Genomic DNA, 14695 nt, shown 5'->3' with positions numbered 1-14695 from the left:
ATTACGTCGGTTCCTCCTCGGTCCCTGCGACGGGGGCCCCTCCCACGCCGTTTCAGGGCAGTGGGGGCGTATGTGGCACTGCTTTTTTTCTGCGCATACCCCGGGCCCGGGGCTTGCTGCGCCGTCCGCGCGTTTCGTATACAACGCGCCGAAAGCACAAAAGGACCTGGGGGCAACTTTGCCCAGGTCCTCATCCGCCCAGAATAGCTCACATGACTTCCGCGTCAGAAGACCGTTTCAGCAAGGCATCTGTTTCCTTGGTCACTCCGGGCGACCCGAGGGTGATTCTTCGTACCCGGGACGGGGTGCCCGTGGAGGCGCGGTACGAGCCGTGGGTGGAGGGTCCTGCCGACACGGCGATCGTGATCGCGCACGGTTTCACGGGGTCGGTCGACCGGCCCGCGGTCCGGCGCGCTGCCGGGGTGTTCGCGCAGTACGCGGCCGTGGTCACGTTCTCGTTCCGGGGGCACGGGCGATCGGGCGGACGGTCGACGGTGGGCGACAAGGAGGTGCTCGACCTGGCCGCGGCGGTCGAGTGGGCCCGCAGTCTGGGGCACCGCCGGGTGGTGACGGTCGGCTTCTCGATGGGCGGTTCGGTGGTGCTGCGCCATGCGGCGCTCTACGGGGCCGGCGGCTCCGGCAGCGGGGGCGGAGCCGCCGGTCACCTGCCCGGCGCTCCCGGCTCCCCGCACGGGGGGCGTACGGAAGCACGTACGGACGCGGTGGCCGCGGTGAGCTCTCCCGCGCGGTGGTACTACCGGGGGACGGCGCCGATGCGGCGGCTCCACTGGGTGGTCACGCGCCCGCTGGGGCGGGCCGTCGGACGGTTCGGCCTCCGGACCCGGATCCACACGGAGGACTGGGACCCGGTCCCGCTGTCTCCGGTGGAGGCGGCACCGCTGATCGCTCCGACGCCGCTGCTGATCGTGCACGGGGACCGGGATCCCTACTTTCCGCTGGACCATCCGCGGATGCTGGCCGCCGCGGCGGGGCCGGGCGGAGCCGAGCTCTGGGTGGAGGCGGGCATGGGGCACGCGGAGAACGCGGCGGGGGACGAACTGCTCCGGCGGGTGGGGGAGTGGCTGATGAGACAGCCGGGGCGGGAGAGGTGACGACGGGGCGCCGGCGGCCGGGCGGCGACGGGCGGGGGCACGGCCGCCCCGCCGCACCCGGCATCATGGACCCGCGCGACGCAAACCACTGAGGAGTACCCATGCCCGCGGGAACCATCCGCTACTGGGCCGCCGCCAAGGCCGCCGCAGGCACAGCCGAGGAGCCGTACAGCGGCGCCACCCTCGCCGAAGCGCTCGACGCTGCGCGCGAGCGACACCCCGGTGAGCTGGCCCAGGTGCTGCGGCGATGCTCGTTCCTCGTCGACGGAGACCCTGTGGGGACCCGCGGCCATGAGACGGTACGGCTTGCCGAGGGCGGCACGGTCGAGGTGCTCCCGCCGTTCGCAGGAGGGTGACCCCGCACATGAGTGATCAGCCATATCCGTACGGGCAGCAGCAGCCGCAGCAGCCGGACCCGCGGTCCAACCAGGACCCGAACGGCCACCAGGACGCGAACGGGTACCAGGACGGGTACCAGGACGCGAACGGGTACCAGGGCCCGAACGGCTATCCGGACCCGAACGCGTACCAGGACCCTCCCGCGTACCCGGATCCGAACGGCCACCCCGCGGCGCACCCGCATGATCCGTTCACCCAGACCTGGAGCGGGCAGACCTGGGACACCCAGGTCCAGCCGGTCCAGCGCCCGGCCCGGGCTCCGGCGGGGGAGCCCTACGCGGCTCCGCAGCAGCCTCCGTACCAGCAGCCCCCGTACCAGCAGCAGGCCGCGCAGATCCCGCACGACCCGTACGCCCAGCAGCAGGCTCCGTACCAGCACCAGCACCAGCACCAGCAGCAGCCTCAGCAGTCTCCGTACGAGCCGCAGCATCAGCAGTCCGCGCAGCAGCCTCCGTACCAGCAGCCTCAGCAGGCCCCTCAGCCTCAGCAGGCCCCTCAGCCTCAGCAGGCCCCTCAGCACCAGCAGGCCCCTCAGCACCAGCAGGCCCCTCAGCAGCCGTACGAGGCCCGGCAGCACGAGCCCCGGCAGCAGCACGGGGGCCCGGTCCACGACGCCCAGCAGCCGTACACCGGGGCCGCACCCACCTGCTTTCCGCCGCAGTCGCACCCCCTCCCGCCGGAGGCCCCCGCGCCGTACGCCGCGCGATCCGAGCCTGCCGTCGTGGCGGCGCCCGTCGCTGCTGCTCCCGCCGCTCCGGCCGACGGCCCCGCGTACAGCGCCCCGAGCACCGTCGGCAACGCGCGGATCACCGACGCGCAGCGGGCGCGCGCCGAGGGGCGGTCGCCCATCATCGCTCCCGGGATGCAGCCCGCCTGTCTGACGGCCGGGCTCGGGATCCTGCTGGCGGCTGCCGCCTTCGGCGGGCGGTATGCCCTGGTCGTGCCGCTGCTGGTGCTCCAGGCCGTCACCGCCGCAGGCTGGTTCCGGCTCAACGGCATGTGGCCCGCCCGGCAGGGCATCGCACTCGCCTTCCTCGGCGGTGTCGTCGCGGACATCGCCCTGCTCGTCGCGGGCGCGGACCACGGACCTGCCGCGATCATCGGCACGCTCGGCACCTGGGTGCTGCTCACGCTCGTGCTCCAGCTGCGCAGCCACGCGCCCGCCGACGAGCGGATGGCCGGGCTGATGGCCACCATCGCCTCCTCCGCGCTCACCATCGTCGCGACGGGGATCCTCGCGTCGTCCACGGACGCGGTGACCGTCGGCTGTACGGCCGTGGCAGCCGCGGCCGTCGTGCGCGCGCTGCCGCTGCCCGGCCCTGCCGGGCTCGTCGCCGCGCTGGTCGCTGCGGCTGCCACAGGCGCCCTGGCGGGCGCCGTCACGGGGCTCGGTGTCCAGGGCGCGCTGCTCGGGGCGGCGGCCGGCGGCTGCGCGCTGATCGGGCTGCGGGTCGCGAGCTACGACTATCCGTCCCGCTTCGTGCACATGACGGCCGGAGTGGCCCTGCCGCTCTCCGCCGCAGCGCCCGCGATCTACCTGATCGGCCGGATGATCGGCTGAACAGGCGGCTAGGCTCGGGTGCGTGCCACCGGCACGCATCAGGACCTCGGGGACGAGCAGGGGACGACCGGTCATGCGAGCACTGCGGACACTGCTCATCATCGTCGTGGTTCTGGGCGGCCTCTTCGTCCTCGCGGACCGGATCGCGGTGCATGTCGCCGACAACAAGGCGGCCGACCGAATACGCAGCAGTGAGGGGCTCTCCGCCTCGCCCGATGTGGACATCAAGGGCTTCCCGTTCCTGACCCAGGTCCTCGACAAGAAGCTGGGCCGGGTCGACGTCACGCTCAAGGGCGTCGAGGCCAGCGCGTCGGGCCGGCAGGTACGGATCACCGAGGTGCGGGCCGAACTGCACGACGTGAAGGTCTCCAGCACCTTCAGCAGTGCTGTGGCCGCCCGCGCCAGCGGCAGCGCGCACATCTCGTACGCGGACCTCACCAAGGCGTCCGCATCGGACGCCAAGGTCGCGTACGGCGGGAACGGCAAGGTCAAGGTGACCGGTTCGGTCGCCGTCCTGGGGCGCACGGTCAGCCGCAGCGTGACCTCGACGGTGACCATGGTCGGGTCGGACCGGATCAAGGTGCACGCGGACACGGTGCCCGGCGAGGGCATCCCCGGCCTGGAGGGCCTGGTCCGGCAGAGGACGGACTTCGTGAGCGCGGTCGGCGGGCTGCCCGCAGGTCTGAAGCTCAGCGAGGTGCGGGCGACTCCGGACGGTGTGGACATCGGCGTCACGGGTACGGACGTCTCACTGGCCGGGTGAGCCTGAGTGCCCGGATGGTGAGACGGGGGCGTCCGGTCCGCAGATGGCGGGCAGGTACGGAACCGTGGCGACCCCGGGCCGATCCCGCTTCAGCGAATCCTTGTCCCACATCGCGGACATTCACGTCTCACTGCCTGATACGACGGTGACATCTCCGCCCGTACTTCCCTACGATCGACCGCATGAAGCACCAGGCGGATCTCACGAAGCGGCGGGCAGTCGACCTGTGCCGCGTCGCCGCCATGCTCTGTCGCGCCTTCTGAGCGGGAGCTCCGACTCCCGTATCCCCCGGGGCCCTCGACCGTTGTCAGGGCCACCCCCGCGGTGCCGGACGCGCTCTGTCTCCCGGCCTCCGTGGATCCGTACGCCGACACCATCGCACCATCCCACCGCATGTCCCCAGGCTCCGCAGGAGCAGGGGATTCCCCGCCCCCCGGAGGAGATTCCGCATGAGCCGCAGCGACGTCCTGGTAGATGCCGACTGGGTCGAGGCCCACATCGATGACCCGCAGGTCGCCATCGTCGAGGTGGACGAGGACACCTCGGCGTACGAGAAGAACCACATCCGGAACGCCATCCGGATCGACTGGACCAAGGACCTCCAGGACCCGGTCCGCCGTGACTTCATCGACCAGGCCGGCTTCGAGAAGCTGCTGTCGGAGAAGGGCATCGGCAACGACACGACCGTCGTGCTCTACGGCGGCAACAACAACTGGTTCGCCTCGTACGCCTTCTGGTACTTCAAGCTCTACGGCCACAGCGACGTCCGGCTGCTCGACGGCGGCCGCAAGAAGTGGGAGCTCGACTCCCGCGACCTGGTCGAGGCCGTCCCGACCCGCCCGGCCACCACGTACAAGGCCAAGCCGCAGGACGAGTCGATCCGCGCCTACCGCGACGACGTGGTGGCCGCGATCAACAGCAAGAACCTGGTCGACGTCCGCTCGCCCGACGAGTTCAGCGGAAAGCTGCTCGCCCCGGCGCACCTCCCGCAGGAGCAGTCGCAGCGCCCCGGCCACGTGCCGAGCGCGCGCAACATCCCGTGGTCGAAGAACGCCAACGACGACGGCACCTTCAAGTCGGACGACGAGCTCAAGGCCCTCTACGAGGACGAGCAGGTCGACCTGGCCAAGGACACCATCGCGTACTGCCGCATCGGCGAGCGCTCCGCGCTGACCTGGTTCGTCCTGCACGAGCTGCTCGGCCAGGAGAACGTCAAGAACTACGACGGCTCGTGGACCGAGTACGGCTCGCTCGTGGGTGTGCCGATCGAGCTCGGCGCCAACAAGTAGCAGCGCCCTTCCCCAACTTCTAGGCCCTTCAGGAGAACAGCATGTGCGGAGCGAAGGCCGGCGGCCCGGACGCCTCGACGATCAAGCCCGGTGAGACCACCATCCAGGGCAGCGTGACCCGTGACGGCGAGCCCGTGACCGGGTACGTGCGCCTGCTGGACTCGACCGGTGAGTTCACCGCCGAGGTCCCGACCTCGGCGACGGGACAGTTCCGCTTCTACGCGGCCGAGGGCACGTGGACGCTGCGCGCCCTCGTCCCGGGCGGCACGGCCGACCGCACGGTCGTCGCGCAGACCGGCGGCCTCGCGGAGATCGCGATCGCGGTCTGACCCAGGTCTCAGCAGCACGTGAGCCGGCCGGAGGGCCGCACCCCAGGGGGTTGGACGCCACTTGGACAGGGTGCGGCCCTCCGTGCCGTCCGGGGGCGGGCTGTCGCCGGTCGGTCTTACGCTGGAGACATGTACTCGCGACGTCGGCGCGGATATTTCCTGTTGATGGGCGGCTGCCTGCTGCTCTTCGTCTCCTCCTGGGCCTTCGTACGTCTCTGGTCGGTGCCGGCGGCGATCGGTATGTGTTTCGTGGCGATGGTCATTCCGCCGGTCGCCGCGATCGTCGGCAACCGGCGGGGGCCCGACGACCGCTGGTGGGACGAGCAGCCACCCGAGGGCTCCGCGGAGAAGCGCGCGGGAAACAGCCCGGGGAAGCAGCCTGAGGGGCGCCCCGGGAAGCACCCGGGGGGCCGCACGGAGAAGCACACGGACCTGCCGCCCTCGGGGGACCGGACGTCCGACGAGTGGTGGGACGAGCTGGACGGGAAGAGACGGCGCCGGTAGCGGGCGGGATCCTGCCGGGCCGGTCAGTAGACGAGCGCCTGGACGCCGTCGCCCATGGCCTCCTGCACGAAGAGCTGGGCGCCGGCGATCCGTACGCCTTCCAGGACGTCCTGCTCGGTGATGTCGCGGCGGGCCGCGCACTGGGTGCAGACGGTGATCCGCCCGCCGGCCCGGATCGAGTCGATCAGATCGGGCAGCGGCGCCGCGTGCGGCAGCTCGAACTCGGCGGCCCGGCCCGGCAGGGCGAACCACGACGACTCACCGGTCAGCCAGAGCGAGACCTCCACCCCGCTGGCCACCGCGACCGCCGCCACGGTGAACGCCTGGGAGCACCGTTCGGGAGCATCGGATCCCGCGGTCACCTTGATCACTAGCTTCTTCTGCGCCATGGCCGAACTGTAATCGCGCCTCTGCCGGCCCGGCCCCTGCACGGAGGTGTCACTCCCCTGAGCTCCCCCGGCGTCCTGTACGCCGGGCAGGAACCCCGCGCGGTACTGCCCGGGCCCGGACGGCCCGCCACCGCGCGACCTGCGTGCGCCTACCTCGCAGAGAGGGCCGGGCCCCCACCCATTAGGCTGGGACCCGGCCCTTCCTGCTTTTCACGTCCTCGCGGCCGCCGTCGTCCGTGCGGCCGCTCGTACTAGGAGCACCTCGTGCTTGAAGCCTTCTACATCGCCCTGCTGGTCCTGGTCTGCGTCGGCGTCATCGCGTTCACCGGCCTCTCCGTGAAGAAGCTCTACCAGGGCCAGCGCTGACCGCTCGGCAGTGGCAGCAGCGGCAGCGGCAGCCCGAACCCCTCTCACAGATCGTCTGAGCCCTCATGATCGAGATTCCGTCGGACCTTCATCCGAGCCTCGTCCCCCTGGTCTTCCTCCTCGGCAACTGGACGGGAGCCGGCGTCGCCGACTTCCCCGGTGAGGAGAAGTGCAACTTCGGCCAGGAAGTCGCCTTCACCCACGACGGCCGGGACTTCCTTGAGTACACCTCGCACACCTGGGTGCTGGACTCCGAAGGCGTGAAGGTCAGGCCGCTGGAGTCCGAGTCCGGGTACTGGCGCGTCGACGAGCAGCGCAAGGTCGAGGTCGTGATGGTCCGCGACCAGGGCGTCGTCGAGATCTGGTACGGCGAGCTCGCCGACCAGAAGCCGCAGATCGACCTGGTGACGGACGCGGTCGCCCGGACCGCGGCGTCCGGCCCGTACAGCGGTGGCAAGCGGCTCTACGGCTATGTGAACAGCGACCTCATGTGGGTGGGCGAGAAGGCCACCCCCGAGGTCGAGCTGCGCCCCTACATGTCCGCGCACCTGAAGAAGTCCGTCGACCCCAGCGAGTGGGCGAAGGATCTGAAGGATCTTCCTGACGACGGAATCGCCTTCTTCAAGTAAGCGGCTCCTAGACTGGAGGCGTGGAGACCACTGACTGGCAGAGCGACCTCCGCAGCCGCGGATACCGGCTGACCCCCCAGCGACAGCTCGTGCTGGAGGCCGTGGACACGCTGGAGCACGCGACGCCCGACGACATCCTCACCGAGGTGCGGAAGACGGCGGGCGGCGTGAACATCTCCACGGTCTACCGGACCCTGGAGCTGCTGGAGGAGCTGGGTCTGGTGAGCCATGCCCACCTCGGGCACGGTGCTCCGACGTACCACCTCGCCGACCGGCACCACCACATCCACCTGGTCTGCCGGGACTGCACGGAGGTCATCGAGGCCGATGTGAGCGTGGCCGCCGACTTCACGGCGAAGCTCCGCGAGACGTTCGGCTTCGAGACGGACATGAAGCACTTCGCCATCTTCGGACGGTGCGCGAAGTGCGCGGGCGGGACTGACGGGCCCCGCACCGGGGGAGAGGACGGCCCCTCCCGGGCTTCCGGAGACCGGCCGTAGGCTTGCGGACATGAAGAGCCCGCTGTTGTCACTGCCCGGTGCCGTCCCCGCCGAAGGCCGGGACGAAGGTGTCGCCGCCCACTACGGGGACCTGTTCCGCGAGCAGCGCGCGCTGTCGGAGGGCGCCGGTCTCGTGGACCTCTCCCACCGCGGTGTCGTCGCGGTCACCGGCCCCGACCGGCTGAGCTGGCTGCACCTGCTGCTCACCCAGCACGTCAGCGACCTGCCGCAGGGCGTGGCCACCGAGGCGCTCATCCTCTCGGCCAACGGCCACATCGAGCACGCCCTCTACCTCGTGGACGACGGCGAGACGGTGTGGGCGCATGTCGAGCCGGGCACGCAGCAGGAGCTGATCGCGTACCTGGAGAGCATGAAGTTCTACTACCGGGCCGAGATCGCCGACCGCACCGGGGACACCGCGGTCGTCCATCTGCCGGCCGGTTCGATCGCCGATGTGCCGGACGGCGTGGTCGTCCGGGAGACCGCGTACGGCCGTGATCTCTTCCTGCCCCGGGAGCAGCTGGCGGCGTATGCGGCCGAGCACGGCCCGGCGGCCGGCCTGCTGGCGTACGAGGCGCTGCGGATCGAGGCGCACCGGCCGCGGCTCGGTCTGGAGACCGACCACCGGACCATCCCGCACGAGCTGGGGTGGATCGGCACCGCGGTCCACTTGGAGAAGGGCTGCTACCGGGGGCAGGAGACGGTCGCCCGAGTCCACAACCTGGGGAAGCCGCCGCGGCGGCTGGTCTTCCTGCACCTGGACGGCAGCGAGGTGCTGCTGCCGGGGCCCGGTACGCCGGTCAGGCTCGCTGCGGACGGTGCGGAGGGCCGCCAGCTGGGCTTCGTCACGTCGTCGGCCCGCCATCACGAGCTGGGGCCGATCGCGCTGGCGCTGGTGAAGCGCAACGTGCCGGTGGACGCCGAGCTGCTGGCGGGGGACACCGCCGCCGCCCAGGAAGTCGTCGTGGAGCCTTAGGCCGCGTGGGCCGGCCACCTGAGCCCGTGCGGCAGGCGGTCTGAGTAGCGGTACTCATGATCGGACACCGGGACCGGTGCAGGGTTGCTTCCACGCCGATCCACGAGGAGTGCACCATGCGCGAGCCCATCCGTCCCCGTACGTCCCCGACCGGCAGGCGGCGCGCCCGCTCCGTCCCGGTCCTCCTGGTGGCCGCCGCTTCGGTCGCCTTCGGGCTCACGGGCTGCTCGACGGCGGACGCCATCTGCGGCGGCGGTGAGTATCCCGTACTGAACATCGGCTCCACCGGCAGTGCCTGCGCGTCCGACGGCCACGAGCCGCCGAAGGGCTACACCCGTTACCCGAAGGGCAAGGTGCCCGCGCATGTCGGCGACAGGTGGGACACCTACTGGCAGAGCCACACGGTCGACAGGAACGGAAAGATCATCAAGGCGCCGAAGGGGTGAGCCGGGTCGCCGCGCCGGCCCGCTTCCCCAGCGGCCCGCCGGTCTCTCCTGCGGGCCGCGCTCACATGTCCAGCAGGACCGTGAACGGGCCGTCGTTCGTCAGTGAGACCCGCATGCTCGCCCCGAACCGGCCCGTCTCGACCGTCGCGCCCAGGGCGCGCAGCCGGGCCACCACCTCGTCGACGAGCGGTTCGGCCACCTCGCCGGGGGCGGCCCCGTTCCAGGTGGGCCTGCGGCCCTTCCGGGCGTCTCCGTAGAGCGTGAACTGCGAAATCACCAACAAAGGTGCATTTGCGTCCGAGCACGACTTTTCGTCCGACAGAATGCGCAGCGACCATACCTTTCGGGCTAGCTGCGCCGCTTTTTCCGTTGTGTCCTCATGGGTGACCCCGACGAGCACACACAGACCCTCGCCGGTGATCTCACCCACGGTCTCACCAGCCACGACGACGCTCGCGCCGTCCACCCTCTGCACCACTGCACGCATGCGCACCAATCTATCCACGGCCGAACGGGTGCGGAGAGCCAGCAACGGCACCACCCGGGGTGGCACCATGCACGAGAGGCGGTGCACCGCATCGGTCGAGGGGACGGAATACGCATATGAGCACATCTGGCGCCGGACAGTCGTCCGGTCCCGTATCCATGACCCGGATCGGCTCCGCACGGAGGGCACCCGCGCAGCGGGCGGGCGCCGCACTCCCGGCGATCACCGAGCACGACATCGGCCGACTGCACCTTCCGGCCCTCCGCACGCTGCGCAGGGACGCCCAGCGGGACGAGGCCGACCTCAGTTACGTACGCCGCATGCTGCACGGGCGGATCGACATCCTCCGCGCCGAGCTGGCCCGGCGCACCGGCCCTGAGTCCCCGGTCGTCGAGCGGCTCTCCGAGATCCTCGCGGACGTGCCGTCCTCGCACCGCTCGTCCGCGAGGCACGTGACGCTCTCGACGCCGCGCAGCGCGGAGAACAGCCAGCTGGCCGCCGACATGCTCGCCGAGGTGGAGCTCTCCGATCTCGGCGCCCGTACGGACGAAGAGCTGCACACCGGTATGGGCCGCCTGGTCCGCTACGAGCAGCAGGTCTCCAGCCGCAGGCAGCACCTCCAGCGCACCGCCGACGATTGCAGCGCGGAGATCGCCCGCAGGTACCGTGAAGGCGAAGCGCAAGTAGACGACCTGCTCACCTGAGGCGATCCTTCCGGTGGGCGGGCCCCGTTCCCCGGAAGGCCCACGATGACCGCCAGCTCCACCGCCCCTGTGTCCCCGGTCCTCGCGGAGGTCGTACGTTCCGGCTTCGTGGAGGGCAGGCACCGGGGCTCGCTGGTGATCCTCGCGGCCGACGGATCCGTCGAGCACACGCTCGGCGACCCTTCGCGGCCCGTCTTCCCACGCTCCAGCAACAAGCCGATGCAGGCGGCCGCCGTACTGAGGGCCGGCCTCGACCTCTCCGGCGAGCGGCTCGCCCTCGCCTCGGCCAGCCACTCGGGCGAGGAGTTCCAGCGGGCGCTCGTGCGCACGATGCTCACCGAGTACGGGCTGCACGAGAGCGATCTGCAGTGCCCGGCCGACCTGCCGCTGGACCCGGTCGAGGCCGAGGGGTATCTCGCCGCAGGCCACGGCCGTGAGCGCGTCACCATGAACTGCTCGGGCAAGCACACCGCGATGCTCGCCGTCTGCGCGCTGAACGGCTGGCCCACCGACTCCTACCTCGACCCCTCCCACCCGCTCCAGCGGCTGGTCCTGACGGTGGTCGAGGAGGCGGCCGGCGAGCGGGTGACCTCGGTCGGTACGGACGGGTGCGGGGCGCCGCTGATGGCGGTCAGCCTGGTCGGCCTCGCCCGCGCGTTCCGTGCGTTCGTGCTGGCCCCCGAGGGATCGCCCGAGCGCCGGGTCGCGGACGCGATGCGCGCCCACCCCGAGTACGTCGCGGGCACCCGCAGGCCCGACACCTGGGTGATGCGGGCGCTGCCCGGGACGCTCTCGAAGATGGGAGCCGAGGCGGTCCAGGCGCTGGCGCTCCCCGACGGCCGGGCACTCGCCTTCAAGGTCGAGGACGGTGCGACCCGGGCGCTGGGACCGGTGCTGGCGCGGACCCTGGAGCAGATGGGTGTGGAGAGCCCGGTACTGGCCAGGCTGGCGGACGCGCCGCTGCTCGGCGGCGCGGCGAAGGTGGGCGAAATTCGCGCGACAGTCCGCGGGGCGGGTGCATAGCGTGACGCGTATGGCAGTCGACGTCCGCCCGGTCTCCGAATCCGAATATCCCGACTGGCTCCGCGCCTGTCACACCGGCTTCCTCCAGCCGCCGGCGGTCTCCGCCGACGAGGTGCGCAGCCGGCGCCCGTACACCGATCTGGCGCGCGCCCAGGGCGCGTTCGACGGCGGGCGCTGCGTCGCGACCTTCCGGTCCTTCGCGCAGGAGGTCACCGTCGTCGGCGGGGCCTCACTCCCCGCCGGCGCGGTCACCAACGTCACGGTCTCCCCGACGCACCGCAGGCGCGGCCTGCTCAGCCGGATGATGGCGGTGGACCTGGCGGCCGCGAAGGAGCGCGGGGAGGTGCTGGCGACGCTGATCGCCGCCGAGTACCCCATCTACGGCCGCTTCGGTTTCGGCCCTGCGGCCTTTTCCACGGAGTGGGCGGTCGACATCCCGCGGGCCGGGCTCGACCCCCGCTGGGCCCGCCCGGAGTGCGGCGGCCGGATCGATCTGACCGACTCCGCCGGCGCGCGGGAGCTCGGTCCCGCGCTGCATGCCCGCTTCCGGCAGTCGCACCCCGGCGCGGTCGGCAGGGACGAGCGCTGGTGGGCCGTCAGGACGGGGCTCGGCGAGCTGCCGGACCACCCGTGGACGGAGCCGTTCTACGCGGTGTACCGCTCTCCCCGGGGCGAGATCGACGGCCTGCTCGTGTATACCGCCGACGCCCACTGGGGCGCCGCCAAGCAGCCGCTCAACACCGCCACCGTGCGGGACTTGATCGCGGTGTCCCCGGCAGCCGAGCGGGCGCTGTGGCACTTCCTCTGCTCGGTCGACTGGGTGACCACGGTGCAGGCGGGCCGCCGGGGCCCGGACGATCTGCTGCCGTCGCTGCTGCCCGACCCGCGCGCGGCCAGGATCACCCAGCACGCGGACTTCCTGTGGATCCGGCTGCTCGATGTCGTACGGGCACTGGAGGCCCGGACGTACGAGGCGTCCGGCACCCTGGTCCTGGAGATCGGGGACGGGGACGGGCTCACGGCGGGCCGCTACCGGCTGGACGCATCGCCCGGCGGCGCGGTCTGTGCGCCGACCTCGGAGCCTGCCGATATCGCCCTGGACGTCGGGGAGTTGGGTGCCCTGTACCTGGGCGACGCATCGGCGGTCCGGCTGGCCGCGCTGGGCCGGATCTCGGAGGAGAGGCACGGCGCGGTGGCCGTCGCCGAGGCGCTGTTCCGTACGGCGGTCCGGCCCTGGTGCCCGGACATCTTCTGACCCCCGGCCCGGCCTCCGGCCGGCTCCCCCCACCCGGGAGGCGCCGACGGCCCCGGGCCGCTGGGCCGGAACGGGCGGAGGGGGCAGCGGTCCGCGCAACTGGCCGCCGTGCCAGGGAGGTTCAGGCCATCGCTACTCTTGGGTAGGCCGGATGTGGAACGGCCGGGCGGCCAACGGCGTCTTGCCATACGACGGACGGACACACGGACGGACAGCCACGTTCGCGGAGAAGAGCGGAACGCGGTGGAAGGGCCCCGGAAATGGTTCGACGCAGACAGGACTGCGAAGGGCCCGGACATGGGGAGTCTGTCCGGGTGACTTCAGACGTGACCGATGCGAACGACACGACCGTGACGAATCCCCAGGCCGTCCCGACCGTCCCGGCCGGTGCGACCGACACGACGCGATGCGAACAGGCGGTATCCGTGATCCGAGAGAACCTCCGAGACCGGATCGCCGCGACACGGTATGTGCTCTTCGGCTTCGACGGCCCGCTCTGCCGGCTGTTCGACCAGAGCGCCGCGCGCACCGCTTCCGAGGGGATGCGGACCTTCCTCGAGGAGCGCGGGGTCGCGGCCCTCGCCCCCGGCGCGGACCTCGGCGGGCTCTCGGATCCGGTCGACATCCTGCGTACGGTCGGGGAGCTCCACCCCGCGAGCGACCTCGTGGCGGACCTGGAGGAGTGGCTGGCGCGCCAGGAGCAGCGGGCCGTTCCCGGAGCGTGGCCCGCGATGTACGCGGACGGCGTCGTCCGCACCTGGTCGGCGACCGGCGGCCGGCTGGCCGTCACCACCGACCACTCGTCCCGGGCGGTGCGCGACTACCTGACGGGCCGTGGCCTCACCGAGTGCTTCGGGCCGCACATCCACGGCCGGACAGCAGCGGACCTCCAGCTGCTGAAGCCGCACCCGCACACACTGGAGCAGGCGCTGGCAGGGCTGGGCGCCGACCGGACCGCGACGCTGGTGATCGGCGACTCGGTGCGGGACCTGCGGGCGGCGCAGGAGATCGGCCTGCCGTTCCTCGCTTACGCCACCGACGACCTGGCCGTCGACGAGCTGGCTTCGGCCGGCGCCGACCTGGTGCTCAACACCTGGGAGCCGGTCCTGGACATCCTCTGGGGCCGGTGAGCCGCTGCGGCAGGCAGGCAGTGCCCCGGGTGTCCGGTGTGCTCCTTGCGTACGCCCGGTCGTCATGAGGGGCGGGACGGGCCTGCGTGCGCACAATCGGCAGCGGACCTACTGGGCGATCTCGGACGCCGCGATCCGGCTCTTCCTGGAGAAGGGATTCGACGCGGTTCCGGTGGCGGAGGTGGCGGCGGCGGCCGGGATCTCCAAGCCCACGCTCTTCCGGTACTTCCCGGCCAAGGAGGACCTGGTCCTGCACCGCTTCGCCGACCACGAGCGGGAGGCGGCCGGGGTGGTGGCGGGGCGGCCCGCGGGACGCCCGCCGCTGGACGCTCTGCGGCTGCACTTCCTCGGCGGGCTGCAGCGGCGCGACCCGGTGACCGGGCTCAGCGACGAGGAGCAGGTGCTGGCCTTCCACCGGCTGTTGTACGGGACGCCCGCTCTCGTCGCGCGACTGTCCGCGTACCTGAGCCGTACCGAGGCGGCGCTGGCGGGGGCCCTCGCGGAGGCGACACCGGACGCTGCCGCTCAGGACACCGCTGCGGGGGCGTGGGGGGAGGACCCGCGCGGGCCGGACACCCGGCTCGGTGCGCGGCTGGCGGCCGGGCAGATCGTGGCCGTGCAGCGGATCCTGGCCGAGGAGAACTGGCGGCGGATCGCGGCGGGCGAGAGCGCCGGACGGGTGTACCCCGACGCGGTGGCCGCGGCACAACGGGCGTTCGCACAGCTGCGGGAAGGGATCGGGGACCGGCCCCGCTGACCGCCCGCTCGCGGAGGGGCCGGGTGCACCCCCGGCAGCAGGCATGGCGCATATTGAGGGCATGGTTGAGCAGGCA

The 14695-nt window shown here is 71.8% G+C and carries 19 protein-coding genes; 17 read left to right on the top strand and 2 right to left on the bottom strand.

Going from position 1 to position 14695, the window contains the following annotated elements; genetic code table 11:
• Nucleotides 1-212: 212 nt before the first annotated feature.
• The 8 genes from OG917_RS16000 to OG917_RS30650 all read left to right on the top strand — a co-directional run bounded on the left by OG917_RS16000 (nucleotide 213) and on the right by OG917_RS30650 (nucleotide 5957).
• Nucleotides 213-1112 (top strand): alpha/beta hydrolase, encoded by a 900-nt coding sequence (locus tag OG917_RS16000; protein ID WP_328318277.1) that lies wholly within the window; start codon nucleotides 213-215, stop codon nucleotides 1110-1112.
• A gap of 101 nt (nucleotides 1113-1213) precedes the next feature.
• Entirely contained in the window at nucleotides 1214-1468 is a 255-nt protein-coding gene (locus OG917_RS15995; protein ID WP_266855489.1) for a MoaD/ThiS family protein, read from the top strand.
• A gap of 8 nt (nucleotides 1469-1476) precedes the next feature.
• Nucleotides 1477-3072, top strand: coding sequence for a hypothetical protein (locus OG917_RS15990; RefSeq protein ID WP_328318276.1), 1596 nt, complete (start codon nucleotides 1477-1479; stop codon nucleotides 3070-3072).
• 73 nt (nucleotides 3073-3145) lie between these two features.
• Entirely contained in the window at nucleotides 3146-3835 is a 690-nt protein-coding gene (locus OG917_RS15985) for an LmeA family phospholipid-binding protein (RefSeq protein WP_328318275.1), read from the top strand.
• Nucleotides 3836-4017: 182 nt separating this feature from the next.
• On the top strand, nucleotides 4018-4098 hold the full coding sequence (locus OG917_RS30655; RefSeq protein WP_443059081.1) for an Ms5788A family Cys-rich leader peptide: 81 nt from the start codon (nucleotides 4018-4020) through the stop codon (nucleotides 4096-4098).
• A gap of 186 nt (nucleotides 4099-4284) precedes the next feature.
• Nucleotides 4285-5124, top strand: coding sequence for a sulfurtransferase (locus tag OG917_RS15980; RefSeq protein WP_328318274.1), 840 nt, complete (start codon nucleotides 4285-4287; stop codon nucleotides 5122-5124).
• 41 nt (nucleotides 5125-5165) lie between these two features.
• Nucleotides 5166-5453, top strand: a complete 288-nt coding sequence (locus tag OG917_RS15975) for a DUF1416 domain-containing protein (RefSeq protein ID WP_164259678.1) — start codon at nucleotides 5166-5168, stop codon at nucleotides 5451-5453.
• A 129-nt stretch (nucleotides 5454-5582) separates the two neighbouring features.
• The gene (locus OG917_RS30650; protein ID WP_443058971.1) at nucleotides 5583-5957 is read left to right on the top strand and encodes a DUF3099 domain-containing protein; all 375 of its coding nucleotides are present in this window, start codon (nucleotides 5583-5585) and stop codon (nucleotides 5955-5957) included.
• A 23-nt stretch (nucleotides 5958-5980) separates the two neighbouring features.
• Here the strand turns inward: OG917_RS30650 and OG917_RS15965 are convergent, their stop codons facing one another.
• Complete coding sequence (locus OG917_RS15965) at nucleotides 5981-6346, bottom strand: DsrE family protein (protein WP_328318273.1); 366 nt, start codon at nucleotides 6344-6346, stop codon at nucleotides 5981-5983.
• A gap of 431 nt (nucleotides 6347-6777) precedes the next feature.
• Here OG917_RS15965 and OG917_RS15960 point away from each other — a divergent pair, with 431 nt between their 5' ends.
• From OG917_RS15960 to OG917_RS15945, 4 genes are all read left to right on the top strand, one after another.
• Nucleotides 6778-7341: an FABP family protein gene (locus tag OG917_RS15960; protein ID WP_328318272.1), complete on the top strand. Its 564-nt coding sequence runs from the start codon at nucleotides 6778-6780 to the stop codon at nucleotides 7339-7341.
• A gap of 20 nt (nucleotides 7342-7361) precedes the next feature.
• Nucleotides 7362-7841 (top strand): Fur family transcriptional regulator, encoded by a 480-nt coding sequence (locus tag OG917_RS15955; protein WP_328318271.1) that lies wholly within the window; start codon nucleotides 7362-7364, stop codon nucleotides 7839-7841.
• Between the two features lie 10 nt (nucleotides 7842-7851).
• Nucleotides 7852-8817, top strand: coding sequence for a CAF17-like 4Fe-4S cluster assembly/insertion protein YgfZ (gene ygfZ, locus OG917_RS15950; protein WP_328318270.1), 966 nt, complete (start codon nucleotides 7852-7854; stop codon nucleotides 8815-8817).
• Nucleotides 8818-8933: 116 nt separating this feature from the next.
• Nucleotides 8934-9263, top strand: a complete 330-nt coding sequence (locus OG917_RS15945) for an SCO0607 family lipoprotein (protein ID WP_328318269.1) — start codon at nucleotides 8934-8936, stop codon at nucleotides 9261-9263.
• A gap of 61 nt (nucleotides 9264-9324) precedes the next feature.
• Here OG917_RS15945 and dtd read toward each other — a convergent pair whose 3' ends face one another.
• A complete protein-coding gene (dtd, locus tag OG917_RS15940; protein WP_328318268.1) occupies nucleotides 9325-9750 on the bottom strand; it encodes a D-aminoacyl-tRNA deacylase in 426 nt (141 codons plus the stop codon).
• A gap of 116 nt (nucleotides 9751-9866) precedes the next feature.
• Between dtd and OG917_RS15935 the strand changes: the two genes are divergently transcribed.
• The 5 genes from OG917_RS15935 to OG917_RS15915 all read left to right on the top strand — a co-directional run bounded on the left by OG917_RS15935 (nucleotide 9867) and on the right by OG917_RS15915 (nucleotide 14619).
• Entirely contained in the window at nucleotides 9867-10454 is a 588-nt protein-coding gene (locus tag OG917_RS15935; RefSeq protein ID WP_328318267.1) for an RsiG family protein, read from the top strand.
• A gap of 45 nt (nucleotides 10455-10499) precedes the next feature.
• Complete coding sequence (locus tag OG917_RS15930; protein ID WP_328318266.1) at nucleotides 10500-11477, top strand: asparaginase; 978 nt, start codon at nucleotides 10500-10502, stop codon at nucleotides 11475-11477.
• Between the two features lie 10 nt (nucleotides 11478-11487).
• The gene (locus OG917_RS15925; protein WP_328318265.1) at nucleotides 11488-12732 is read left to right on the top strand and encodes a GNAT family N-acetyltransferase; all 1245 of its coding nucleotides are present in this window, start codon (nucleotides 11488-11490) and stop codon (nucleotides 12730-12732) included.
• 314 nt (nucleotides 12733-13046) lie between these two features.
• Nucleotides 13047-13862, top strand: coding sequence for an HAD family hydrolase (locus OG917_RS15920; protein WP_328318264.1), 816 nt, complete (start codon nucleotides 13047-13049; stop codon nucleotides 13860-13862).
• 64 nt (nucleotides 13863-13926) lie between these two features.
• On the top strand, nucleotides 13927-14619 hold the full coding sequence (locus OG917_RS15915) for a TetR family transcriptional regulator (RefSeq protein ID WP_328318263.1): 693 nt from the start codon (nucleotides 13927-13929) through the stop codon (nucleotides 14617-14619).
• Nucleotides 14620-14695: the final 76 nt, after the last annotated feature.

Origin of the sequence: Streptomyces sp. NBC_00388 (genome assembly GCF_036061255.1) — a bacterium.
GTDB lineage: Bacteria > Actinomycetota > Actinomycetes > Streptomycetales > Streptomycetaceae > Streptomyces.
This window is presented reverse-complemented; position numbering and strand designations above follow the sequence as displayed.

Coding starts and splice junctions, on each gene's coding strand:
- OG917_RS16000 (WP_328318277.1), top strand. CDS start 213: ATGACTTCCGCGTCAGAAGACCGTTTCAGCAAGGCATCTGTTTCCTTG.
- OG917_RS15995 (WP_266855489.1), top strand. CDS start 1,214: ATGCCCGCGGGAACCATCCGCTACTGGGCCGCCGCCAAGGCCGCCGCA.
- OG917_RS15990 (WP_328318276.1), top strand. CDS start 1,477: ATGAGTGATCAGCCATATCCGTACGGGCAGCAGCAGCCGCAGCAGCCG.
- OG917_RS15985 (WP_328318275.1), top strand. CDS start 3,146: ATGCGAGCACTGCGGACACTGCTCATCATCGTCGTGGTTCTGGGCGGC.
- OG917_RS30655 (WP_443059081.1), top strand. CDS start 4,018: ATGAAGCACCAGGCGGATCTCACGAAGCGGCGGGCAGTCGACCTGTGC.
- OG917_RS15980 (WP_328318274.1), top strand. CDS start 4,285: ATGAGCCGCAGCGACGTCCTGGTAGATGCCGACTGGGTCGAGGCCCAC.
- OG917_RS15975 (WP_164259678.1), top strand. CDS start 5,166: ATGTGCGGAGCGAAGGCCGGCGGCCCGGACGCCTCGACGATCAAGCCC.
- OG917_RS30650 (WP_443058971.1), top strand. CDS start 5,583: ATGTACTCGCGACGTCGGCGCGGATATTTCCTGTTGATGGGCGGCTGC.
- OG917_RS15965 (WP_328318273.1), bottom strand. CDS start 6,346: ATGGCGCAGAAGAAGCTAGTGATCAAGGTGACCGCGGGATCCGATGCT.
- OG917_RS15960 (WP_328318272.1), top strand. CDS start 6,778: ATGATCGAGATTCCGTCGGACCTTCATCCGAGCCTCGTCCCCCTGGTC.
- ygfZ (WP_328318270.1), top strand. CDS start 7,852: ATGAAGAGCCCGCTGTTGTCACTGCCCGGTGCCGTCCCCGCCGAAGGC.
- OG917_RS15945 (WP_328318269.1), top strand. CDS start 8,934: ATGCGCGAGCCCATCCGTCCCCGTACGTCCCCGACCGGCAGGCGGCGC.
- dtd (WP_328318268.1), bottom strand. CDS start 9,750: ATGCGTGCAGTGGTGCAGAGGGTGGACGGCGCGAGCGTCGTCGTGGCT.
- OG917_RS15935 (WP_328318267.1), top strand. CDS start 9,867: ATGAGCACATCTGGCGCCGGACAGTCGTCCGGTCCCGTATCCATGACC.
- OG917_RS15930 (WP_328318266.1), top strand. CDS start 10,500: ATGACCGCCAGCTCCACCGCCCCTGTGTCCCCGGTCCTCGCGGAGGTC.
- OG917_RS15925 (WP_328318265.1), top strand. CDS start 11,488: ATGGCAGTCGACGTCCGCCCGGTCTCCGAATCCGAATATCCCGACTGG.
- OG917_RS15915 (WP_328318263.1), top strand. CDS start 13,927: ATGAGGGGCGGGACGGGCCTGCGTGCGCACAATCGGCAGCGGACCTAC.